Origin of the sequence: Mycolicibacterium novocastrense (assembly GCF_001570485.1) — a bacterium.
Classification (GTDB): domain Bacteria; phylum Actinomycetota; class Actinomycetes; order Mycobacteriales; family Mycobacteriaceae; genus Mycobacterium; species Mycobacterium novocastrense.
In genome coordinates, this window is the sequence record NZ_BCTA01000023.1 from 179,635 (window position 1) to 196,056 (window position 16,422).

At 66.0% G+C, this 16,422-nt stretch carries 16 protein-coding genes; 10 read left to right on the forward strand and 6 right to left on the reverse strand.

Annotated features, from left to right (window positions below; genetic code table 11):
* The first annotated feature begins 106 nt into the window (after nt 1–106).
* The 9 genes from RMCN_RS08290 to RMCN_RS08330 all read left to right on the forward strand — a co-directional run bounded on the left by RMCN_RS08290 (nt 107) and on the right by RMCN_RS08330 (nt 7,917).
* Nucleotides 107–310: a cold-shock protein gene (locus RMCN_RS08290; RefSeq protein WP_067388304.1), complete on the forward strand. Its 204-nt coding sequence runs from the start codon at nt 107–109 to the stop codon at nt 308–310.
* A 235-nt stretch (nt 311–545) separates the two neighbouring features.
* Nucleotides 546–995, forward strand: coding sequence for a DUF5994 family protein (locus RMCN_RS08295; protein ID WP_067388306.1), 450 nt, complete (start codon nt 546–548; stop codon nt 993–995).
* Between the two features lie 37 nt (nt 996–1,032).
* The gene (locus RMCN_RS08300) at nt 1,033–2,535 is read left to right on the forward strand and encodes a wax ester/triacylglycerol synthase domain-containing protein (RefSeq protein ID WP_067388308.1); all 1,503 of its coding nucleotides are present in this window, start codon (nt 1,033–1,035) and stop codon (nt 2,533–2,535) included.
* Nucleotides 2,532–3,335 carry a transglutaminase-like domain-containing protein gene (locus RMCN_RS08305; protein ID WP_067388310.1) on the forward strand — a complete coding sequence of 268 codons (804 nt, stop codon included), beginning with the start codon at nt 2,532–2,534 and terminating at the stop codon, nt 3,333–3,335. Before RMCN_RS08300 ends, RMCN_RS08305 begins: the two co-directional genes overlap by 4 nt.
* Nucleotides 3,336–3,489: 154 nt before the next feature.
* Nucleotides 3,490–4,617, forward strand: a complete 1,128-nt coding sequence (locus RMCN_RS08310) for a fatty acid desaturase family protein (protein ID WP_067388357.1) — start codon at nt 3,490–3,492, stop codon at nt 4,615–4,617.
* 74 nt (nt 4,618–4,691) lie between these two features.
* Nucleotides 4,692–4,889 carry a hypothetical protein gene (locus RMCN_RS08315; RefSeq protein ID WP_067388312.1) on the forward strand — a complete coding sequence of 66 codons (198 nt, stop codon included), beginning with the start codon at nt 4,692–4,694 and terminating at the stop codon, nt 4,887–4,889.
* 490 nt (nt 4,890–5,379) lie between these two features.
* A complete protein-coding gene (locus tag RMCN_RS08320; RefSeq protein WP_234787614.1) occupies nt 5,380–6,381 on the forward strand; it encodes a glycosyltransferase in 1,002 nt (333 codons plus the stop codon).
* 39 nt (nt 6,382–6,420) lie between these two features.
* Nucleotides 6,421–7,122 carry an ANTAR domain-containing protein gene (locus RMCN_RS08325; protein WP_067388315.1) on the forward strand — a complete coding sequence of 234 codons (702 nt, stop codon included), beginning with the start codon at nt 6,421–6,423 and terminating at the stop codon, nt 7,120–7,122.
* Nucleotides 7,123–7,158: 36 nt separating this feature from the next.
* The gene (locus RMCN_RS08330) at nt 7,159–7,917 is read left to right on the forward strand and encodes a GAF and ANTAR domain-containing protein (protein WP_067388359.1); all 759 of its coding nucleotides are present in this window, start codon (nt 7,159–7,161) and stop codon (nt 7,915–7,917) included.
* Here RMCN_RS08330 and RMCN_RS08335 read toward each other — a convergent pair.
* From RMCN_RS08335 to RMCN_RS08360, 6 genes are all read right to left on the reverse strand, one after another.
* Nucleotides 7,914–8,720, reverse strand: a complete 807-nt coding sequence (locus RMCN_RS08335; RefSeq protein ID WP_067388317.1) for a GAF and ANTAR domain-containing protein — start codon at nt 8,718–8,720, stop codon at nt 7,914–7,916. The two genes, RMCN_RS08330 and RMCN_RS08335, sit on opposite strands and share 4 nt — an antisense overlap.
* A gap of 37 nt (nt 8,721–8,757) precedes the next feature.
* The gene (locus RMCN_RS08340; protein ID WP_067388319.1) at nt 8,758–10,392 is read right to left on the reverse strand and encodes a fatty acyl-AMP ligase; all 1,635 of its coding nucleotides are present in this window, start codon (nt 10,390–10,392) and stop codon (nt 8,758–8,760) included.
* 397 nt (nt 10,393–10,789) lie between these two features.
* Nucleotides 10,790–12,544 carry a sulfatase family protein gene (locus RMCN_RS08345; protein WP_067388321.1) on the reverse strand — a complete coding sequence of 585 codons (1,755 nt, stop codon included), beginning with the start codon at nt 12,542–12,544 and terminating at the stop codon, nt 10,790–10,792.
* The gene (locus RMCN_RS08350) at nt 12,541–12,987 is read right to left on the reverse strand and encodes an SRPBCC family protein (protein ID WP_067388361.1); all 447 of its coding nucleotides are present in this window, start codon (nt 12,985–12,987) and stop codon (nt 12,541–12,543) included. Before RMCN_RS08350 ends, RMCN_RS08345 begins: the two co-directional genes overlap by 4 nt.
* Before the next feature lie 220 nt (nt 12,988–13,207).
* Nucleotides 13,208–14,287: a tartrate dehydrogenase gene (locus tag RMCN_RS08355; RefSeq protein WP_067388323.1), complete on the reverse strand. Its 1,080-nt coding sequence runs from the start codon at nt 14,285–14,287 to the stop codon at nt 13,208–13,210.
* Nucleotides 14,284–15,888: an SLC13 family permease gene (locus RMCN_RS08360; RefSeq protein WP_067388325.1), complete on the reverse strand. Its 1,605-nt coding sequence runs from the start codon at nt 15,886–15,888 to the stop codon at nt 14,284–14,286. Before RMCN_RS08360 ends, RMCN_RS08355 begins: the two co-directional genes overlap by 4 nt.
* Before the next feature lie 172 nt (nt 15,889–16,060).
* Here RMCN_RS08360 and RMCN_RS32215 point away from each other — a divergent pair.
* Nucleotides 16,061–16,422, forward strand: a 362-nt coding sequence (locus RMCN_RS32215; protein ID WP_131808544.1) for a helix-turn-helix domain-containing protein, incomplete at its 3' end; no start/stop codon positions are given.

Consider the following 16,422-nt stretch of genomic DNA (forward strand, 5'->3'; position numbering starts at 1 on the left):
CGCGCAAGAAGGGGGGCCTGCTCGCGGAAAATGGATGGCCTGCGGCGTGATAGCCTCGACGCGGATGTTTTCCTACATCCGTTCAGAATGAGAGAAGTTGAAAAGTATGGCACAGGGAACTGTGAAGTGGTTCAACGGCGATAAGGGCTTCGGCTTCATCGCTCCCGACGGCGGCGAGAAGGACGTTTTCGTTCATTTCTCGGAGATCCAGGGAAATGGATACCGTTCGCTGGAGGAGAACCAACGCGTTCAGTTCGAGGTCGAACAGGGCGCCAAAGGACCTCAGGCAATCGGCGTGACCGCCGTCTAGCTTGCACGACGACTGTGGGCTGGTGGGAATTCCCACCGGCCCACATTTCGTTTATGGGTTCATTGGGGAATCTAATCGTTATGGTGCACAACAGGTTCGATGCCGAAACCAACGTCGCGGCCTGACTAGCGTAGGCTGGCGTCATATCGGGGATATTTCGTACGCGACCGTTTGAGATCGCGTCGTCACCGATGTGAGTGATTGAGCCGTTGGACGGTTCAGACGGGACCACCCCATGGCAGTACAAGAAGCACCTCCAGTTCCAGGCCGACGACACGACGGACCCGAAAACACCCCGCGGTTGCGCTTGAAGCGCAAGGGGCCGGCGAGTGGCTATGTCGACGGGGCCTGGTGGCCGCACAGCGAGGATCTTCAGCGGGAACTCCCCGATCTGCTGAGCGTCCTGTCGGTCCGCTTGGGTCCCGTGGCGCGGGTGATGTACAACCTCGCCGAGTGGGCGGAGGCGCCGCGGAAGACGGTCGTGGACGGGCGAGTCGTCCGCCTCGACGGATACCACCGCCAGCCCGCCAACACGATTGCGGTGTTGGACGGCAGCGGTAGTCGGATCACCCTGATGGTGGTTCCCGCCGCCACCGAAGCCGACTTCGCGCACACGATCGCGATGGCCGCCGCCACGCCCGGCAACGTGTCCACCGTTGACTCTCTTCTGACGACCGGCGCGTGACGTCGCTCGAGCCTCGACAGGCATTGGAACAGCGCTGATGGGCACCACCCGATTGTCTGTCAACGATGCCTTCGCGCTGCACACGCAGACCCCGACGACACCCGCTGACACCGTTGCTCTGCTCGTCATCGAGGCGTCGGATCGGCTGAGCCATGAGCGACTAAAAAAGCTGGTTTCGTCGGCCCTGCCACAGATGGCTCGCTTCCGAAGCCAGCTCGTAAGCAAGCCGATGGGGATCGGACAGCCCGTCTGGGCCGAGATCGCCGACTACGACCCCACACCGCAGATTGACAGCGCGACAGTGCCGGCACCCGGTGGCCGCCGCGAGCTGGCCGACCTCGTGGGGGAGCTGAGCGCCAAGCGGCAGACCTCGCCACGACCGCTATGGGAGGCTTGGACGATCGACGGATTAGCCTCTGGCCGTTGGGCGTTGGCGGTGAAGATGTCTCCGGTGCTCGCCGATGGAGGACACGGACTCACATCGATGTGGCGGCGCCTGACAACCGTCGAGCCGAACGGTGACAACCGTTTACCAACCGAGGCAGGTCTGGGCCCAACACCGTCCACCGGAGAGTTGCTGACCGATTGGCTGGCCGAGGTCATCGAGGGTCACGTCACGGGTATCTGGATGGCGGCCGGGGCGGTGACCAGCGGACTGCTGGCGGTGCGTCGTCGGCTGCGTGATGTCGTCGACTCGCAGATGGATCCCGAGACCGTCTCGTCGATGCGCGACGCCGTGCCGGACACGGTGCTCAATGCGACGCTGACGAAGCGGCGGTCGATGGGACTGGCGTCGATTCCGTTGGCCGACGTGCGAGCGATCAGCGACGCCTTCGGTGGTTCCACCGCCAATGTCGTGTTCGCCGCCTGCGCGATGTCGCTGAGGACATGGCTACAGCGCCACGAAGCGGTACCCGATGACCCGCTACTGGTGACCGTCCCACTATCGAGACCGACCGGCGACGCCGCGGAGGACGCGCATCCGGTGGGCGTCGGCCATGTGCGACTTCCGGTTCATCTCGATGACCCGGTGCAGGTATTGACCGACCTCCACACCGCGACCGAGAGGTTGAACATCGCGCACTGTTATCGTGACGAATCGACGGATCCCCCAGTCGATCTCGCGACCGTGGTATTGTTGTTTCCACCTTGGTTGGTCCGCGCAGGCCTGCAGCTGTTGGGCGGTGTCGGGCTGAGGGGACGCTCGTCAAGCTCACAAGCAACGGTTTCATTCTCATCGGAGGATTCCGGCCGCGCGTACTGCGCCGGCGCCAGGGTCGTCGCCATGTATTCCGCTGAGCCGCTTGCCGAGGGCTGCGGACTGAACATCGGCGTCACCACACACGGCGAAGTGATGAGCGTGTGCGTTTCCGCCTGTCCCGACAACGTGCCGCGCGTCGAGGACATCGCCGGCGGCGTCGCGGAGGCGATGGGCGTGCTACTTGCCGCCGCCGAAGACTCACCTCGCGGTGAGGGGAGGTCTGTGGTGACCGAGTTGACGTCGCACAGGTCTCGACAGGCAGAACCCATGCGCTCATGAGGCGACAGGTCGGGGTAGAACTCCAGGTCGAGATCACCGATCCGACCGAGTTGGAGTTCCAGATCGCGGTCGCTCCGCATCCGAGCACCGAAGTGTACGAAAATCTTTCGTTCCTCCTGGACGGAAAACCCGTCGAAGCCGTGGAGATCAGCGGCGCGCACGGTAACCGGATACACACGCTGTGCGTGCCGACGGGCACCTTGATGGTCGAGTACGCCGCGACGATCGTCGGCCGGACCGATCGTGCGCCGGTCGCCGTCTACGACCGGTTGATGTACCTACGTCCCAGCCGCTACGCCGAAGCCGACAAGTTCTACGGTTTCGCCGCGACGGAATTCGGCAGCTACCTGGATTCCACGACTCTGCTCGAGAATGTGTCCTCCTGGGTCGGCACCCGCCTCAAGTACGTCCCCGGCTCCAGCGACCCGATCGACGGTGCGGCCGAGACCCTGCTCGCCGGCGAGGGGGTGTGTCGTGACTTCGCGCACTTGGTCGTGGCCCTGCTGCGGGCCGTGAACGTCCCCGCGAGGGTGGTGTCGGTCTACGCGCCCGGGCTGTATCCGATGGACTTTCATGCCGTGGCGGAAGCATTCGTCGAGGGCGGTTGGCGCGTGGTCGACGCGACGCTGCTGGCGCCCCGTCAATCGCTGGTGCGTATTGCCACCGGACGCGATGCCGCCGACATCGCTTTCCTCACCAACCACAAGGGCGCCATCACGCTGGACAAGCTGCTGGTGACGGCGGTCGTCGACGGCGAGATGCCCAACGACTCGATCGACCAACTGGTCTCCATCGGCTGACTAGCACCGGCGATGTCGGGTCCGCGGGGATTTCTCTAGACTGGTGGCTACGCCGACGTGCTGCCGTTGTCTTTCGTCGATTCCGGCTGGTGGTCCGCAATCGCTGATGGTTCGCAGACGAGCCAGCCCCACCCGCACGAACACAGGACAAATCTTGGCAATCACCGACATCGGTGCCTACACCCATCTGACCAAAGCAGACATCGAGGCCCTCGGCGTCGAACTGGACGCCATCCGCAGCGATATCGAGGAGTCGCTCGGCGAACGCGACGCGGCCTACATCCGGCGCACCATCAAGTTCCAGCGGGCACTCGAAGTGACGGGGCGGCTGCTCATCGGCGTCAGCCGGTCCCGCGGCGGTTGCGTCCTCGGTACGGCATCGCTGGCCTTCGCCAAATGCGTCGAGAACATGGAGATCGGACACAACGTGTCCCACGGGCAGTGGGACTGGATGAACGACCCGGAGATCCACTCGACCACCTGGGAGTGGGACATGGTCGCCGTCTCGGCGCAATGGAGATACTCGCACAACTACCGCCATCACGTGTTCAGCAACGTGGTCGGTGTGGACGACGATCTGGGGTTCGGCATCATGCGGATTACCCGAGACGAACCGTGGCAACCGGTCCATCTGCTCCAACCACTACGAAACCTGTTGCTGGCGAGCATCTTCGAGTGGGGTATTGCGCTGCACGGTGTTCACTCCGAACGCGACCGCGCCGCGGGTGACACCGAGCGGGTGAGCAGGGAGAGAAGGAAGCTCGTCCGCAAGATCGCGCGCCAGGGCATCAAGGACTACGTGCTCTTCCCGGCTCTGAGCGGACGACGCTGGCGCCGTGCCCTGGCCGCGAACGTGCTGGCCAACCTCGTGCGCAACCTCTGGACGTATGTCGTGATTTTCTGCGGCCACTTTCCCGACGGGGCCGAGAAGTTCACCGCCGAGGCTATCGACGAGGAGAGCCGTGCCGACTGGTACCTCCGACAGATGCTTGGGGCCGCCAACATCAACGCCGGCCCGGTGCTGGCCTTCTCGACCGGCAACCTGTGCTACCAGATCGAACATCACCTGTTCCCCGACCTTCCGAGCAATCGCTTGGCGGAAATCGCCGTGCGGGTTCGTGCCGTCTGTGAGAAGTACGACCTGCCCTACACCAGCGGTTCGCTTGTGCGCCAGTATCTTCTGACGTTGCGAACGATCCACAAGCTGGCTCTGCCCGACCGGTTCCTCACGGCGACGAGCGATGACGCCCCCGAGACGGCTTCGGAACGAAAATTCGCCTGACCGGCGTACTGTGGTGAACATCGGGCAGCTTGCTCCGCAAGCCGAGATGTCCGATTGAAAAGGACCCAGCGAATATGACCGTCACCGTCACGCTCCCCAACGGGACAACAGACAAATACATGCGGTTCGGCGATGCCTACATCAAGCACGGCGACGGCACGCTCGACGTCGTCCGCGGTGGCGCCAGGGAGCCGCACAGATATGCGGCGGGCCAGTGGACCGACGTCGAAGGCGACGAAAGCCGTTGGAAGAAGCGGCGGTTCTGGGGTTAGGCGGCGATCACGAGTAGCCTCAGGGCTTCCTGAGATCGCCGACCGCATCGGCAGAGGCGGATTTGGCTGCGGCCTTGGCGTGCTTGTCGGCCCGTTTCTCCTTCAAAGACTTACCGGACTTCTTGGCATCGACTGCCGAGGAGACTTGTCAGACATTGCTGGCCCCTTGATTGCGGGGGCCTGGATGGTCCCGATGACATGACAGTACTCCACGTGTCGACCGCGGGGCCTCTTCCCGCCGTAGTCCGCCGATCCGCCGCGGTGTAGCCTCGAAGAGTTGGGAGCCCAGCCATTCCGGAACGTGTCAGCCGACCTCCGCTGATCGCGCCGAGCAACCGCTCATGCCGGACACGCCGGTACCAATCCTTCAGTTGGGACCGCCTTGAACGCATCGCCCACATCTGTTTTTCATTCGAATTCCGCTCAGCACCAACGCAATCCACGCCGCATACGTATCAGCATCCTCGGTACACCTGCACCGGAATCCTGCGTGTTGGCCCGGTTCACGGCGGGTCTGTCCCGTGCGCTGACTGGCCAGGGGGTCGACGTCAGCGTCGTGGCGGATCCGGCGAGCCCGCATTCCAGCGATCAGCCGCTCGACCAGGCCGACGTCGCGATCGTCCACCACGACTTCTGCGCCGGCGCCGACGATGTACTCGACATCGTCGACGAGTTGTCGATACCGTCGATCGTCATCGTCGGACCCGTCCCGAAAACGCCGACAACACAGCAACGTTCGGCGCTGGAGGCGATCGCCGAGTCCGCCGGTCTGATAGTCGTGATGTCCGAAGCGGCACGGCAACGGCTGTGCGGCGACTACGGAGTCAACCGTCGTATTGTCAGGATGATCCCGCACGGCGCGACCGTTCCCGCCACGGTCCGTATGAAGCGCCCCAGTAGGCCCACCATCTTGACCTGGGGCTGGTTGGCGCCGGGTGACGGCGTCGAGCGTGTCATCGAGGTGATGGCCTCACTGAACGACGTTCCCGGTCGGCCGCGGTATCTCGTCGCCGGCCCCACGCATCCGCAGGTCCTGGCCATCGATGGTGAGGCTTACCGGGAAGCAAGGATCGAGCAGGCGCACGATTGCGGTGTCGCCGGCTCGGTGTCGTTCGACCCCGGTTACTACGATGGAGCCATGCTGGCCACACTGTTCCAGCAGTCCTCCGTCGTCGTACTGCCCTACGACTCCACGGAGCAAGTAGCTTCCAGCGTGCTGGTCGAGGCGATCGCGCACGGCAGGCCGGTCGTGGCAACCGCATTTCCGCACGCCTCAGAACTGCTCACAGGCGGCGCCGGCGCCGTCGTCGACCACGACGACTCCACCGGGCTGGCGGCGGCGCTCCGCCAAATCCTCACCCAGCCCAGGCTCTCTGGCGCGATGGCCGCAGAAGCGCGGAGAATCGCCCCTGACATGGCATGGCAGGCCATTGCGGGTGCCTACATGCGACTCGCCCAGAGTCTGCTGACCCCCGAACCGGTGCGGGTATGACATTTCGTCCAATTCGTGGCCGGCGCGGTTGATGGGGCCATGCACGACCAGCTGTTCGCCGCCGTGGACGGTCGACGTGGAGTAGATGCCGCCGACCGGCTCTGTGAGGCGTGCGTAGCGCTACTGAACGTCGATGCGGTGGCCATCTCGCTGGTCTTCGACGGCATCAACGCCGGAACACTGGGGTCCAGCGGTGACCCGGCGCGTCGATACGACGAGCTGCAATTCATCCTCGGAGAAGGACCCTGCCTGGATTCCGTCACCGGCCGTGCGCCGGTTCTGGTGGACGACCTCGACGACCCGGACGAGCGCCGCTGGCCGGTCTACGGGCCGGCGATGGTCGATCTCGAGATCAGGGGCGTCTTCGCGATGCCCGTCGTCATCGCCGGGGAATACGTCGGCGCCTTGGACCTGTTCCGGGCCCAGCCCGGGCCGCTCGACCGCGACGGCCTCGGCGGTGCCGTCCTCGCCGCCGAGATGGCCGGCGTCCCACTGCTCGACGTGCTCGACAGCGACCTCCGAGCCGCCGTCACCGATCCGGGCAGCAACGCATGGGCGGAACTGCACTCGTTGGCCCGCGCCGAGGTCAGCCAGGCCACCGGCATGGTGGTCGCACAGCTCGGCGTCGAACCGGCCGAAGCCCTGGTCCGCCTGCGCGCCCACGCCTACGCGACCGGACGCAGCGCCACCGATGTGGCCCGCGACATCCTCAATCGCGGGTTGCGGCTGGAGCCGGACTGATGTCCGCCTTGACCACGACAGATAATGGAGGGCAACGTGACCGACACCCCTCGTGAGACCCGCGTGCTGGAAGCGGTGGTATCCCTCGTCGACACTCTCCTCGAGGACTTCGACGTGGTCGACCTGCTGACCGAGCTCACCGAGCGGTGCGCCGAACTGCTCGACATCTCCGCCGCCGGTTTTCTCTTGGCAGACCCCTTCGATCAACTGCGGCTGCTGGCGGCGACCTCCGAGCAGGCACGCGAACTCGAACTGTTCCAACTTCAGGCCGACGAGGGCCCGTGCGTCGACTGCTACGCCACCGCCCGGCCCGTCTCGGTCGCCGATCTGAGCGCGGCCGCCGGGCGCTGGCCGAGGTTCGTTCCCGCTGCGCTGCAGGCAGGCTTCGCCTCCGTTCACGCCGTTCCGATGCGCGCCGCCGGGCTTGTGCTCGGCGCACTCGGCCTGTTCGGCGAACGGGCGGGCGAGCTCAACGACGCCGATCTTCTCGCGGCTCAGACACTGGCCCACATAGCATGCGTCGCACTGCTTCAGGAGACTGCGCCCACGCCGATGACCGTGCTGCCGCAGCTGCGCGTCGCGTTGGCCAGCCGGGTGGTCGTCGAGCAAGCCAAAGGCCTCCTGCGCGAGCTGCTCGACGTGTCGGTCGAAGACGCCTTCGCCCTGATGCGCTCGTATGCGCGCACCAACGGTGAGCACCTGACCGACGTGGCCCGCCGGCTGATGACCGATCGCCAAACCCGGCCCGCTCTGGTGGCTGCGATCTCTGAATTCGCCGAGCGCACAACAGGTTAGGGTCGGTTCCGGGCCTTCGCCCGGCGTACCGCCTCGACCACCAGCCGCTCCGCGACGGTGTGTAGCTTGACGTTCTGCGTCTGACTCAGCCGCGTCAACCGGTCGAACGCCTCCTCCGCGCTCGCGCCGGATCGGCTGCGGATGATCCCGATCGCCTGATCGATCACCGCACGAGTGCCCAACGCGCGCTGCAGTTGCTGTGTCCGCTCGCGGGCATCGTCGAGTAGTTGGCCGTTGTACACCGAAACCGCTGCGGGTCCGGCAAATTGCGTACCCAATTGCACCGCATGTTCGCTGAAGGCGTCACGGGCGCGGGCATACGCGTTGATCGCACCCACGACCGTCTCGTCGACCAGCAGCGGTAAGGACAGCGCTGAATGCACCGCCATCCGCGCCACCCGGCCCCCGAAGTGTGGCCACCTACTGTCACAGCCCAGTGACCCGCTGACGGTCGGTCGCCCCGACTGCATGGCGGTCAGGCACGGTCCTTCGTGCAGCTGTTCGTACTGGACGCTGTCGATCTCGTTGACGAACGGTGCGGTGGCGGCCCACGCCTCGATGCGCGGTGCACCGTCGCGGAGCTGCTTCAGCGCGATGCCGGCGCCGTCGACGCCGGGTATCGCCCGCGCGGCGAACTGTGCCACGTCGGCGAGGAGATCGGTCATCTGGCGTGAGCCCGCGACCAACCCGGCCACGCCCGTGAGCCCGGCGTACAGGTCGGCCTCGTCGGCGTCGCGCTGTGCGGCCGACAGATCGGCTTCAGTAGCCGATCGCCGTCCGGGTTGCGCGTCGTAAACCGCCATGGTTGGTTCCGAACTTACCGGTCGCGCCGCGGCGATATCAGCTCACGAGCGCCAACGCGTGTGCACGCCGCAACTTGCCGGACGGTGTCTTCGGAATCATGCCCGGAGCGAGCACCACGACGTTGCGGGGTCGCACGTCGACCTCGGCGAAGACCTCATGCGTGACCTGCCGCTCCACGCGGCGGACCTCGCTGGAGTCCTCGAAGTTCTTGCATTCGACGGCCACCGCGAACGATTCCCGCGACAAACCGGCATCCAACCGCACAGCCACTGCACAGCCGGGCCGCACCCCGTCGACGCGACCGGCCGCACGTTCGATGTCGGTCGGGTAGATGTTGCGACCGGCCATGATGATCACGTCCTTTACGCGTCCGCATACCACGATCTCGCCGTCCTCGGTGAGGTAGCCGAGGTCGCCGGTGTCGTACCAACCGCGGTTGTCCTGGGCGGGGATGAACCCCGCCGCGGTGGTGTAGCCCCTGGTCACCGGATCGCCGCGCATTTCGAGGACGCCGACGCCGCGCGGTGGCAGCTCCGCACCGTCCTCGTCGATGACCCGTACCTCCAGACCGTCCAGGGGCCGGCCGAGCCTGACCAGCCGGCGGGTGTGGCCCTTGCTCGCGGGGACCGCGCGGTGCAGTACGGCGAGCAGGTCCGCGTCGACCTCGTCGACTGCCATCCCGCGGCCGCACTCCGAAAACGACGCGGCCACAGTGGTTTCCGCCATTCCGTATGCCGGCACGATCGCCTCGGGTCGTAACCCGAAGGGCTTGCCCGCCTCGCAGAGATCCTCGACGTCCTGCGGGTCCACCTGTTCGGCGCCCGACAACGCCCAACGCAGCGACGACAGGTCGTATTCGCCAGGCGTGGCCTGCCGTCGAAGCCGCTTCGCGAACAGTGTGTAGGCGAAGTTGGGGGCAGCCGTCATGGTGCCCTTGTACTTGTGAATCAGCTTGGCCCACAACAGCGTATCGTTCAGGAAGTCGACCGGTGTGATCTTGACCAGCTCGGCGCCGAAGTACATCGGTACGGTCAGATAGCCCGTCATCCCCATATCGTGGAAGCAGGGCAGCCAACTGATGATCACGTCATTGTCGATGTCGAAATCGCAGCCGACCGTCATGGCGTCCGCATTGGCGACGATGTTGGCGTGCGTGATCTGAACGGCTTTCGGCGAACCCGTGGACCCCGACGTCAGTTGCATCAGTGCGACATCGTCGTCGGTCGTCGCCACCGGGTCGACGGCAGTGCCTGCCAGCAGCGACTCGACGGTCAGCACCGTCATGCCCAGATCCTCGAGCAACGGCGCGGCGGCCATGAACGGATCGCTGATCACCACGGCCTTCGCGGAGATCATGTTGATGACGGCGGTGGTCTCGTCGGCCCAACGCAGCAGATCGGTGCGGGGCGTGGGTTGATGCAGCATGGTCAGGCTGGCGCCGCGCATCCAGGTGCCCTGCGCGGTCGGCGCGATCTCGACCGGGGCGCCCGCCAGCACGGCGATCGCGTCGCCGTGTCCGATACCCGCGGCCGCCAGCCCGCCCGAGATTCGGCTGGCCCGTGCGTTGACTTCGGCCCAGGTATGCCGCACCGGGGCGACCGGCTCACCGGTGACCATTCCCCTGGTGCTCCACCGGGCATTCCGGTACATCGTCTCGGTAAATTGACTCACTGAAGTCCTTCAGCCCCCGGCGTGACGACGCCGTATGTAGGTGTTGCGGTGGCCCGGCAGCGGCTGCCGGACGATTTCGTCTACCTAGGTGATCCTTCGCTTCGGTCGAAGCGAGGTGCGGAGCTTGTCAGGCATCCCGACTGTACTCACCTCGAGAGCGCTGATGGTGGCAGCGCGCCGGGTTACGGCTGAGGTTGTCGCTGGTCATGTCGGCGGGGAAGTCAGATCGCCGCCGTGACGGTTTCCGCGAGGCTGGGATATCAACCCAAGAGAACCGTACAGCCTCGGCTTGGCGGTCAGCAAACATCTGGCCGGGAGACTCGACTGCGGCTCAACGAAACCAGTCGCCGAATGTGAACGCATGGCGAGATACCGGCGGCCCGAATTCGCCGGAGAGTCACATTCGAGAGCGGCGTGAGGTGTACGGCCAGGGACTGTTCCGTTCCGGGACCGATTCCGCGCGGGACTGTTTGAGCTGCATGCGCAGGTGCTGACGCAGGTCGTGCAGATCCGGATCCGTCCACCGGTTACGGGCCTCGGCCGGGTCGTCGGTCAGGTCGTACAGCTCCCACTGGTCGTCGAGCGGGGACGTCCGATAGGCCTCACCGCCCAGACCGTTGGCCGCGAGGTGACGCACTCCCGGCTCCGTCCACGTCGCTGGATCGTCGAATGTCCGCACCAGCTTCCACAGATGCCCCTGGCCGCCGGCCTGATCGACGCGCACAACCAGCCCCTCGAAGTTCGACGCGACGTGTGCCGGTACCCGGATCCGCAGGGGCGCAGGGGGTTTCGTCGACATCTTCAGTTTGCGGGCCATACCTGACGCGCCGGTGTCGCCCTCGAGCACGTTATCGCGGGTCATCAGATACACCGCTCGCGATTCGTCTGCCGGGCCGCCGTCGACCACCGGCATCAGATCGCGGCCGGGCAGGTCGTGCACCTCGGAGAAGGTCTCGGCCAGTTTCGCCGCCGCCGCCTCGACGTCGACACCGGCGGCGCCCAACAACGTCGGGACGATGTCCACATGCGACGTCGGCGCCGTCACCGTCCGCGCCTTCGTGGCCTGCTCACCGATCCGCGCCACCACGAACGGCACCCGCGTTGCCTCGTCGTACAGGTTGAACCACTTCTGGTGCAGGCCGCCGTGGGCGCCGAGCAGATCACCGTGGTCCGAGGTGCGGACCAGCACCGCGTTCTGCGAGCCGTCCTCGGTGACCGCGCGTCGCACACGATCGATCGGGGCGTCGACCTCGGCATGCAGCCGGTAGTACAGGTCCCGGTATCGCTGGGCCTGGCGGGTGTAGGTGCGGTCGATGGCCGGCGCCGGTCCATAGCCGGAGTAATAGGCCTCCCGGTAGGCGATCTGTGCGGCGGGCTTGCTCGACAAATCCTCGTCGGCCGTCGGCGCGGGCGGGACCGGCGGCGGGTCCAGCGGCGACGGCCGCACGGGGCTGCGGCGCTGCCACGCCGGGAACAGCACGATGTCGTGCGGGTTGACGAAGCTGGCCACCAGGAGGAACGGCCGCATGGCGTCGACGTCTCCGGCGCGACGTCGGTCGTAGCGGTCTCTGAGCCACGCCACCACGCGGTCAGCGATCAGCGGATCGCGCCGGATTCCCGCGTTGGCCAGTGGCGCGCCGTGCGGTTCCGGGCCGACCCAGCCCGAAAACCCGTACGGCTCAAGCGGATCGGCGTCGAGGTAGCGCTGCACCGCCTTCGGGTCGACGACACCGTCGGCGTCGTTGGTGGCCAGCGGCTCACCGGTGGCGGGGTCGGTCAGGTCGGCGTGCGAGATGTGCCACTTGCCGTCGTAGTGCGTGTCGTAGCCGGCCGCGCGGAACCAATTGCCCAGCGTCGGTACCTCGTTCGGGCGCAGCCAGCGCATCCGGGAGTCGTCGTGGACCTTGCCGATGCCGTCGGTCTGGGTGACGCCGTGCAGGTCGGGGTACTGGCCGGTGAAGATCGTCGGGCGGCTGGGCACGCAGGCAAGCGACCCCGTGTAGTGCCGTTGAAAGCTCACGCCGTGCTGGTCGAACCAGGCGCGGCCGGCGAGCGTGTCTCGGCGCCAAGCCAGGACGTTCGGCGCCTCGTAGGGCGGCACCGCGCGCTCCTCGTCGGTCATCACGATGATGATGTCGGGCCGATCTGTCATGTGGTGTTCTCCAATCGCTTGGCCAGCGCGGCGAGCATGGTGTCGGATCCGCGGGCCAGCGCCCGGCTGGCCAACCGTTCGACGAGTTGCTGCGTTCTGCCGCGGCCCTTGCGCACGGTGCTGGTGATCGTCACGACGGTCTCGCCGCCGCTGGTCGGTTCGAGCTTCCAGCGGTTGCTGACCGTGCCCAAGAATTTGGGCAGGCCCTCGATCTCGTAGGCCAGGACGTACTGCGGATCGCATTCTGTGACGGTTTCGACGAGGGTGTTGCGCCCGATCTGCACGCGCCGCGCGGTTCCGACCAAGCCGCCGTCGGGCCCCCGCGTCAGGATGCAGGAGTGGTCGACGTCGAGCCATGTCGCGATGGCGCCGAAATCGGCGAGTACATCCCAGATCTGCGTCGGGCTCGCCGCGACGACGCGACTGCGGTCGAATTCGGCCACGGCCCCACCGTACGTGAAACTGACGACGCCGTCAGGCGAACCTTGGTTGGTGATGTGCCGAGAGTACGGTTGTTGCACGTATATCACGGATTTCGGTGCAACAACCGTACTCTCGGCGGCGGCGACGCCGTCAGGCGAACCGCCCGGACACCCCCCAATGCACGAATTTCGGGGGCGTCGCAGCGGTGTATCCGCGGATACCGGGAGTTAGCTGGGCCGGTTACTGCAGCCGCGCGACGAGCGCATCGGTCACGACGGCGGTCGACGCCCGCCCGCCCAGGTCCCCGGTCCGGGTCTCCGGTGCGGCCAGCGTCGACTCGACGGCGGCCATCACCTCGCCGGCGGCCGCCGCGTATCCGAGGTGCTCGAGCATCAGCGCCGCCGACCACACCGCGCCGATCGGGTTGGCGATGCCCTGTCCGGCGATGTCGGGGGCCGAACCGTGTACAGGTTCGAACATCGACGGGTACTGCTTGCTGGGGTCGAGGTTGGCCGACGGGGCTATCCCGATCGAGCCCGCCACCGCTGCCGCGAGGTCGCTGAGGATGTCACCGAACAGGTTCGAGCCGACGACGACGTCGAATCGCTGCGGCTGCAGCACGAACTTGGCGGCCAACGCGTCGATGTGCTCGCTGTCGAGCCGCACGTCCGGGTAGTGCGACGCCCGTTCGGCGACCACCTCGTCCCAGAACGGCAACGTGTGCACGATGCCGTTGGACTTGGTCGCCGACGTGACGTAACCGCGGCGGGTGCGGGCGAGCTCGAACGCGAAATCGGCGATGCGGCCGACGCCGTTGCGCGTGAAAACCGATTCCTGCACGGCCATTTCATCGGGAAAGCCCCGGTTGAGCCGTCCGCCGATCTCGCTGTACTCGCCTTCGACGTTCTCGCGCACCACGACGAAGTCGACGTCGTGCGCCGTCCGCAGCGGGCTATCGACACCGTCGAACACCCGGATCGGCCGCATATTCACGTACTGGCGGAACGCGCGGCGGATCGGGATGAGCAGCCCCCACAGGGACACATGGTCGGGTACACCGGGCCACCCGACTGCGCCCAGTAGGATGGCATCGAACCCGCGCAGCGTCTCGATTCCGTCGTCGGGCATCATCGCGCCCTCGTCCGCGTAGCGTTGACACGACCAGTCGAACTCGGTGTAGGACAAGGTGATTGCGTGCTTACGCGCCACGGCGTCGAGCACCGCGCGCGCCGATGCGATCACCTCGGTACCGATTCCGTCACCGGGAATGACGGCAATGGACGATGAGCCGCTTGCGCGAAGAGCATCCGACTCGGTCATGTCCCCAATCCCAGGAGGCTGATCATCAACGGCAACAGAACGATGATCAGGATAGCGCCCGCGATGTCGAACGTGATGCCCGAGCGGATCATCTTCGTGATCGGCACGACGCCCGAACCGTAGACGATCGCGTTCTGCGGTGTGGACACCGGCAGCATGAAGCCGAACGATGCCGCGAACGTCGCCGCCAGCGCGGGCACGAACGGATTGACGCCCGCGGCCAGCGCGACCGGGATGATGATCGGCACCACCACCGCGGCCGAGGCGGTGTTGGAGGTTGTCTCGGAGACGATGATCGCCAGCACCACCGCGAAGATGGTGATCGCGACGCCGCTCGTCAGGCCGAGTGCGTCGTTGACGGAGGTGCCGATGGTCTCGGCCAGTCCCGTCGACGAGATCAGCGAACCGAAGATGATGCCGGTACCGAAGAGTATGATTGTGCCCCAGTCGATTTCGGCGGCGTCCTTCCAGCGCAGGGTGAACTCGCGCTCCTGCCAGTCGGTGGGCAACAGGAACAGCAGCGACGCGCCGAACACCGCGACCACGCCCTCGTCGAGGCGGTCGCTGACGAATTCGTAGGTGGTGGACTCGGTTCCGGTGATCACGGCGACCACACCGGGCAGGATCCACAGCGTCACCGTGATGCCGAATGCGATCAGCGTGTTCTTCTCGGCCCGCGACAGCGAGCCCAGCTTCTCGCGCTCGCTGGCGACGTAATCGGCCACGCCGTCGATGCGTTTGATCTCGGGTTTGTTGAGCCGCAGCAGGATCAGCGCCAGCAGCAGGAACATCACGAAGCAGATGGGGATGGCCATCGCCATCCACTGGCCGAAGCTGATCCGCTCGCCGGTGGCCTCTTCGATCAGCCCGCGCCCGATCAGGTTCGGCGGGCTGCCGACGGGGGTGAGCAGGCCACCGACGCTGGCGCCGTAGGCGAGCATCAGCATGAGGGCGGCGCCCACCCGCAACCGTTGTGGGTCGAAGTCGGGTTCGACGTCGCCGCGCTGCTGCAGCAGTTTGGCGATGACCGACAGGATGCCGATCGCGGTCGGCAGCAACATCGCCACCGTCGCGGTGTTCGAAACGAACGCCGACAGCAGGCACGTGATGGCGCCGAACGCGATGATGACGCCGGTGGTCGAGCGGCCGGCGCGCGGCAACGCCAGGATGCGGAACGCGAAGCGCCGCGCCACACCGTGTTTGAGCATCGCCTGGGCCAGAATGAACGCCCCGATGAACGTGAAGATGGTCGAGGAGCCGAACGGGCCCAGCACATCGTCGACCGGTGCCACTCCGAGGAACACCGCGACCGCGACGCCGAGCAGGCCGCCGATCGGAATGGGCACCGCCTCGCTGATCCACAGCGCGATCACGCCGAGCAGGACCGCACCGAGCACCTGTTGTTCGCGCGGGATGTCCAGCGGCAGGACGAGGAAGACGACGGTCAGCAGCGGGGCGAGGAACAGGCCGACCGTGCGGCGGCCTTTCTCGAACCGTTCCTCTCGCGGCGAGAGCTTCTGTTCGCCCAGGCTTCGGTAGGTCGCGCTGCCGAGCAGTGCCTTGTCGACGTCGGTCGGTGTGACCTGGTTTTCCGTGCTCATTGCCGGCTCCGTCCACCCGGTGTGTGTGCAACGCCACAATCGCCGGGAAGGAGTGCCCTGTACTCCGGTGCGGCTAAACATCAGACCCCTCGCCGAACGTGGGTTACCCGCACGTTCCGGCGCCCGCAGATTCATACGGTCAGTGCAACATCCCTGGATTTGGAGGTTGCACATGCCAAGTGGTTATCCGCATCCGCGGTCGACGCGTCGGGAGTTGTTTGATCGGGTGTGTCAGGGCGTGGGAGTCGAGCGAGCAGCCCAGGAGATGGGTGTGTCAACGACTGCGGCGACGCTGTGGTGGCGTCAAGCTGGAGCGATGCAGCTATTGAGGGGTAACAATCGTGCTGGCCATGGCGTCGTGGATCCGGGTGATCCCGATCGACCTGGCGGTAAGGGACATCGCCTGAGTTTGGATGAGCGCATCGCGATCATGCGTGGTCTTGATGCCGGGCTCAGCGATGCTGCCATCGCCGAGCAGATCGGGCGTGATCGCAGCACTGTCTGGCGCGAAAAGCGCCGCAACCGTAATGCTGA

What these genes read in the sequence shown, in the direction of transcription:
- RMCN_RS08290 (WP_067388304.1), top strand. Translation starts at nt 107, where the DNA reads ATGGCACAGGGAACTGTGAAGTGGTTCAACGGCGATAAGGGCTTCGGC.
- RMCN_RS08295 (WP_067388306.1), top strand. Translation starts at nt 546, where the DNA reads ATGGCAGTACAAGAAGCACCTCCAGTTCCAGGCCGACGACACGACGGA.
- RMCN_RS08300 (WP_067388308.1), top strand. Translation starts at nt 1,033, where the DNA reads ATGGGCACCACCCGATTGTCTGTCAACGATGCCTTCGCGCTGCACACG.
- RMCN_RS08305 (WP_067388310.1), top strand. Translation starts at nt 2,532, where the DNA reads ATGAGGCGACAGGTCGGGGTAGAACTCCAGGTCGAGATCACCGATCCG.
- RMCN_RS08315 (WP_067388312.1), top strand. Translation starts at nt 4,692, where the DNA reads ATGACCGTCACCGTCACGCTCCCCAACGGGACAACAGACAAATACATG.
- RMCN_RS08325 (WP_067388315.1), top strand. Translation starts at nt 6,421, where the DNA reads ATGCACGACCAGCTGTTCGCCGCCGTGGACGGTCGACGTGGAGTAGAT.
- RMCN_RS08335 (WP_067388317.1), bottom strand. Translation starts at nt 8,720, where the DNA reads ATGGCGGTTTACGACGCGCAACCCGGACGGCGATCGGCTACTGAAGCC.
- RMCN_RS08345 (WP_067388321.1), bottom strand. Translation starts at nt 12,544, where the DNA reads ATGACAGATCGGCCCGACATCATCATCGTGATGACCGACGAGGAGCGC.
- RMCN_RS08355 (WP_067388323.1), bottom strand. Translation starts at nt 14,287, where the DNA reads ATGACCGAGTCGGATGCTCTTCGCGCAAGCGGCTCATCGTCCATTGCC.
- RMCN_RS08360 (WP_067388325.1), bottom strand. Translation starts at nt 15,888, where the DNA reads ATGAGCACGGAAAACCAGGTCACACCGACCGACGTCGACAAGGCACTG.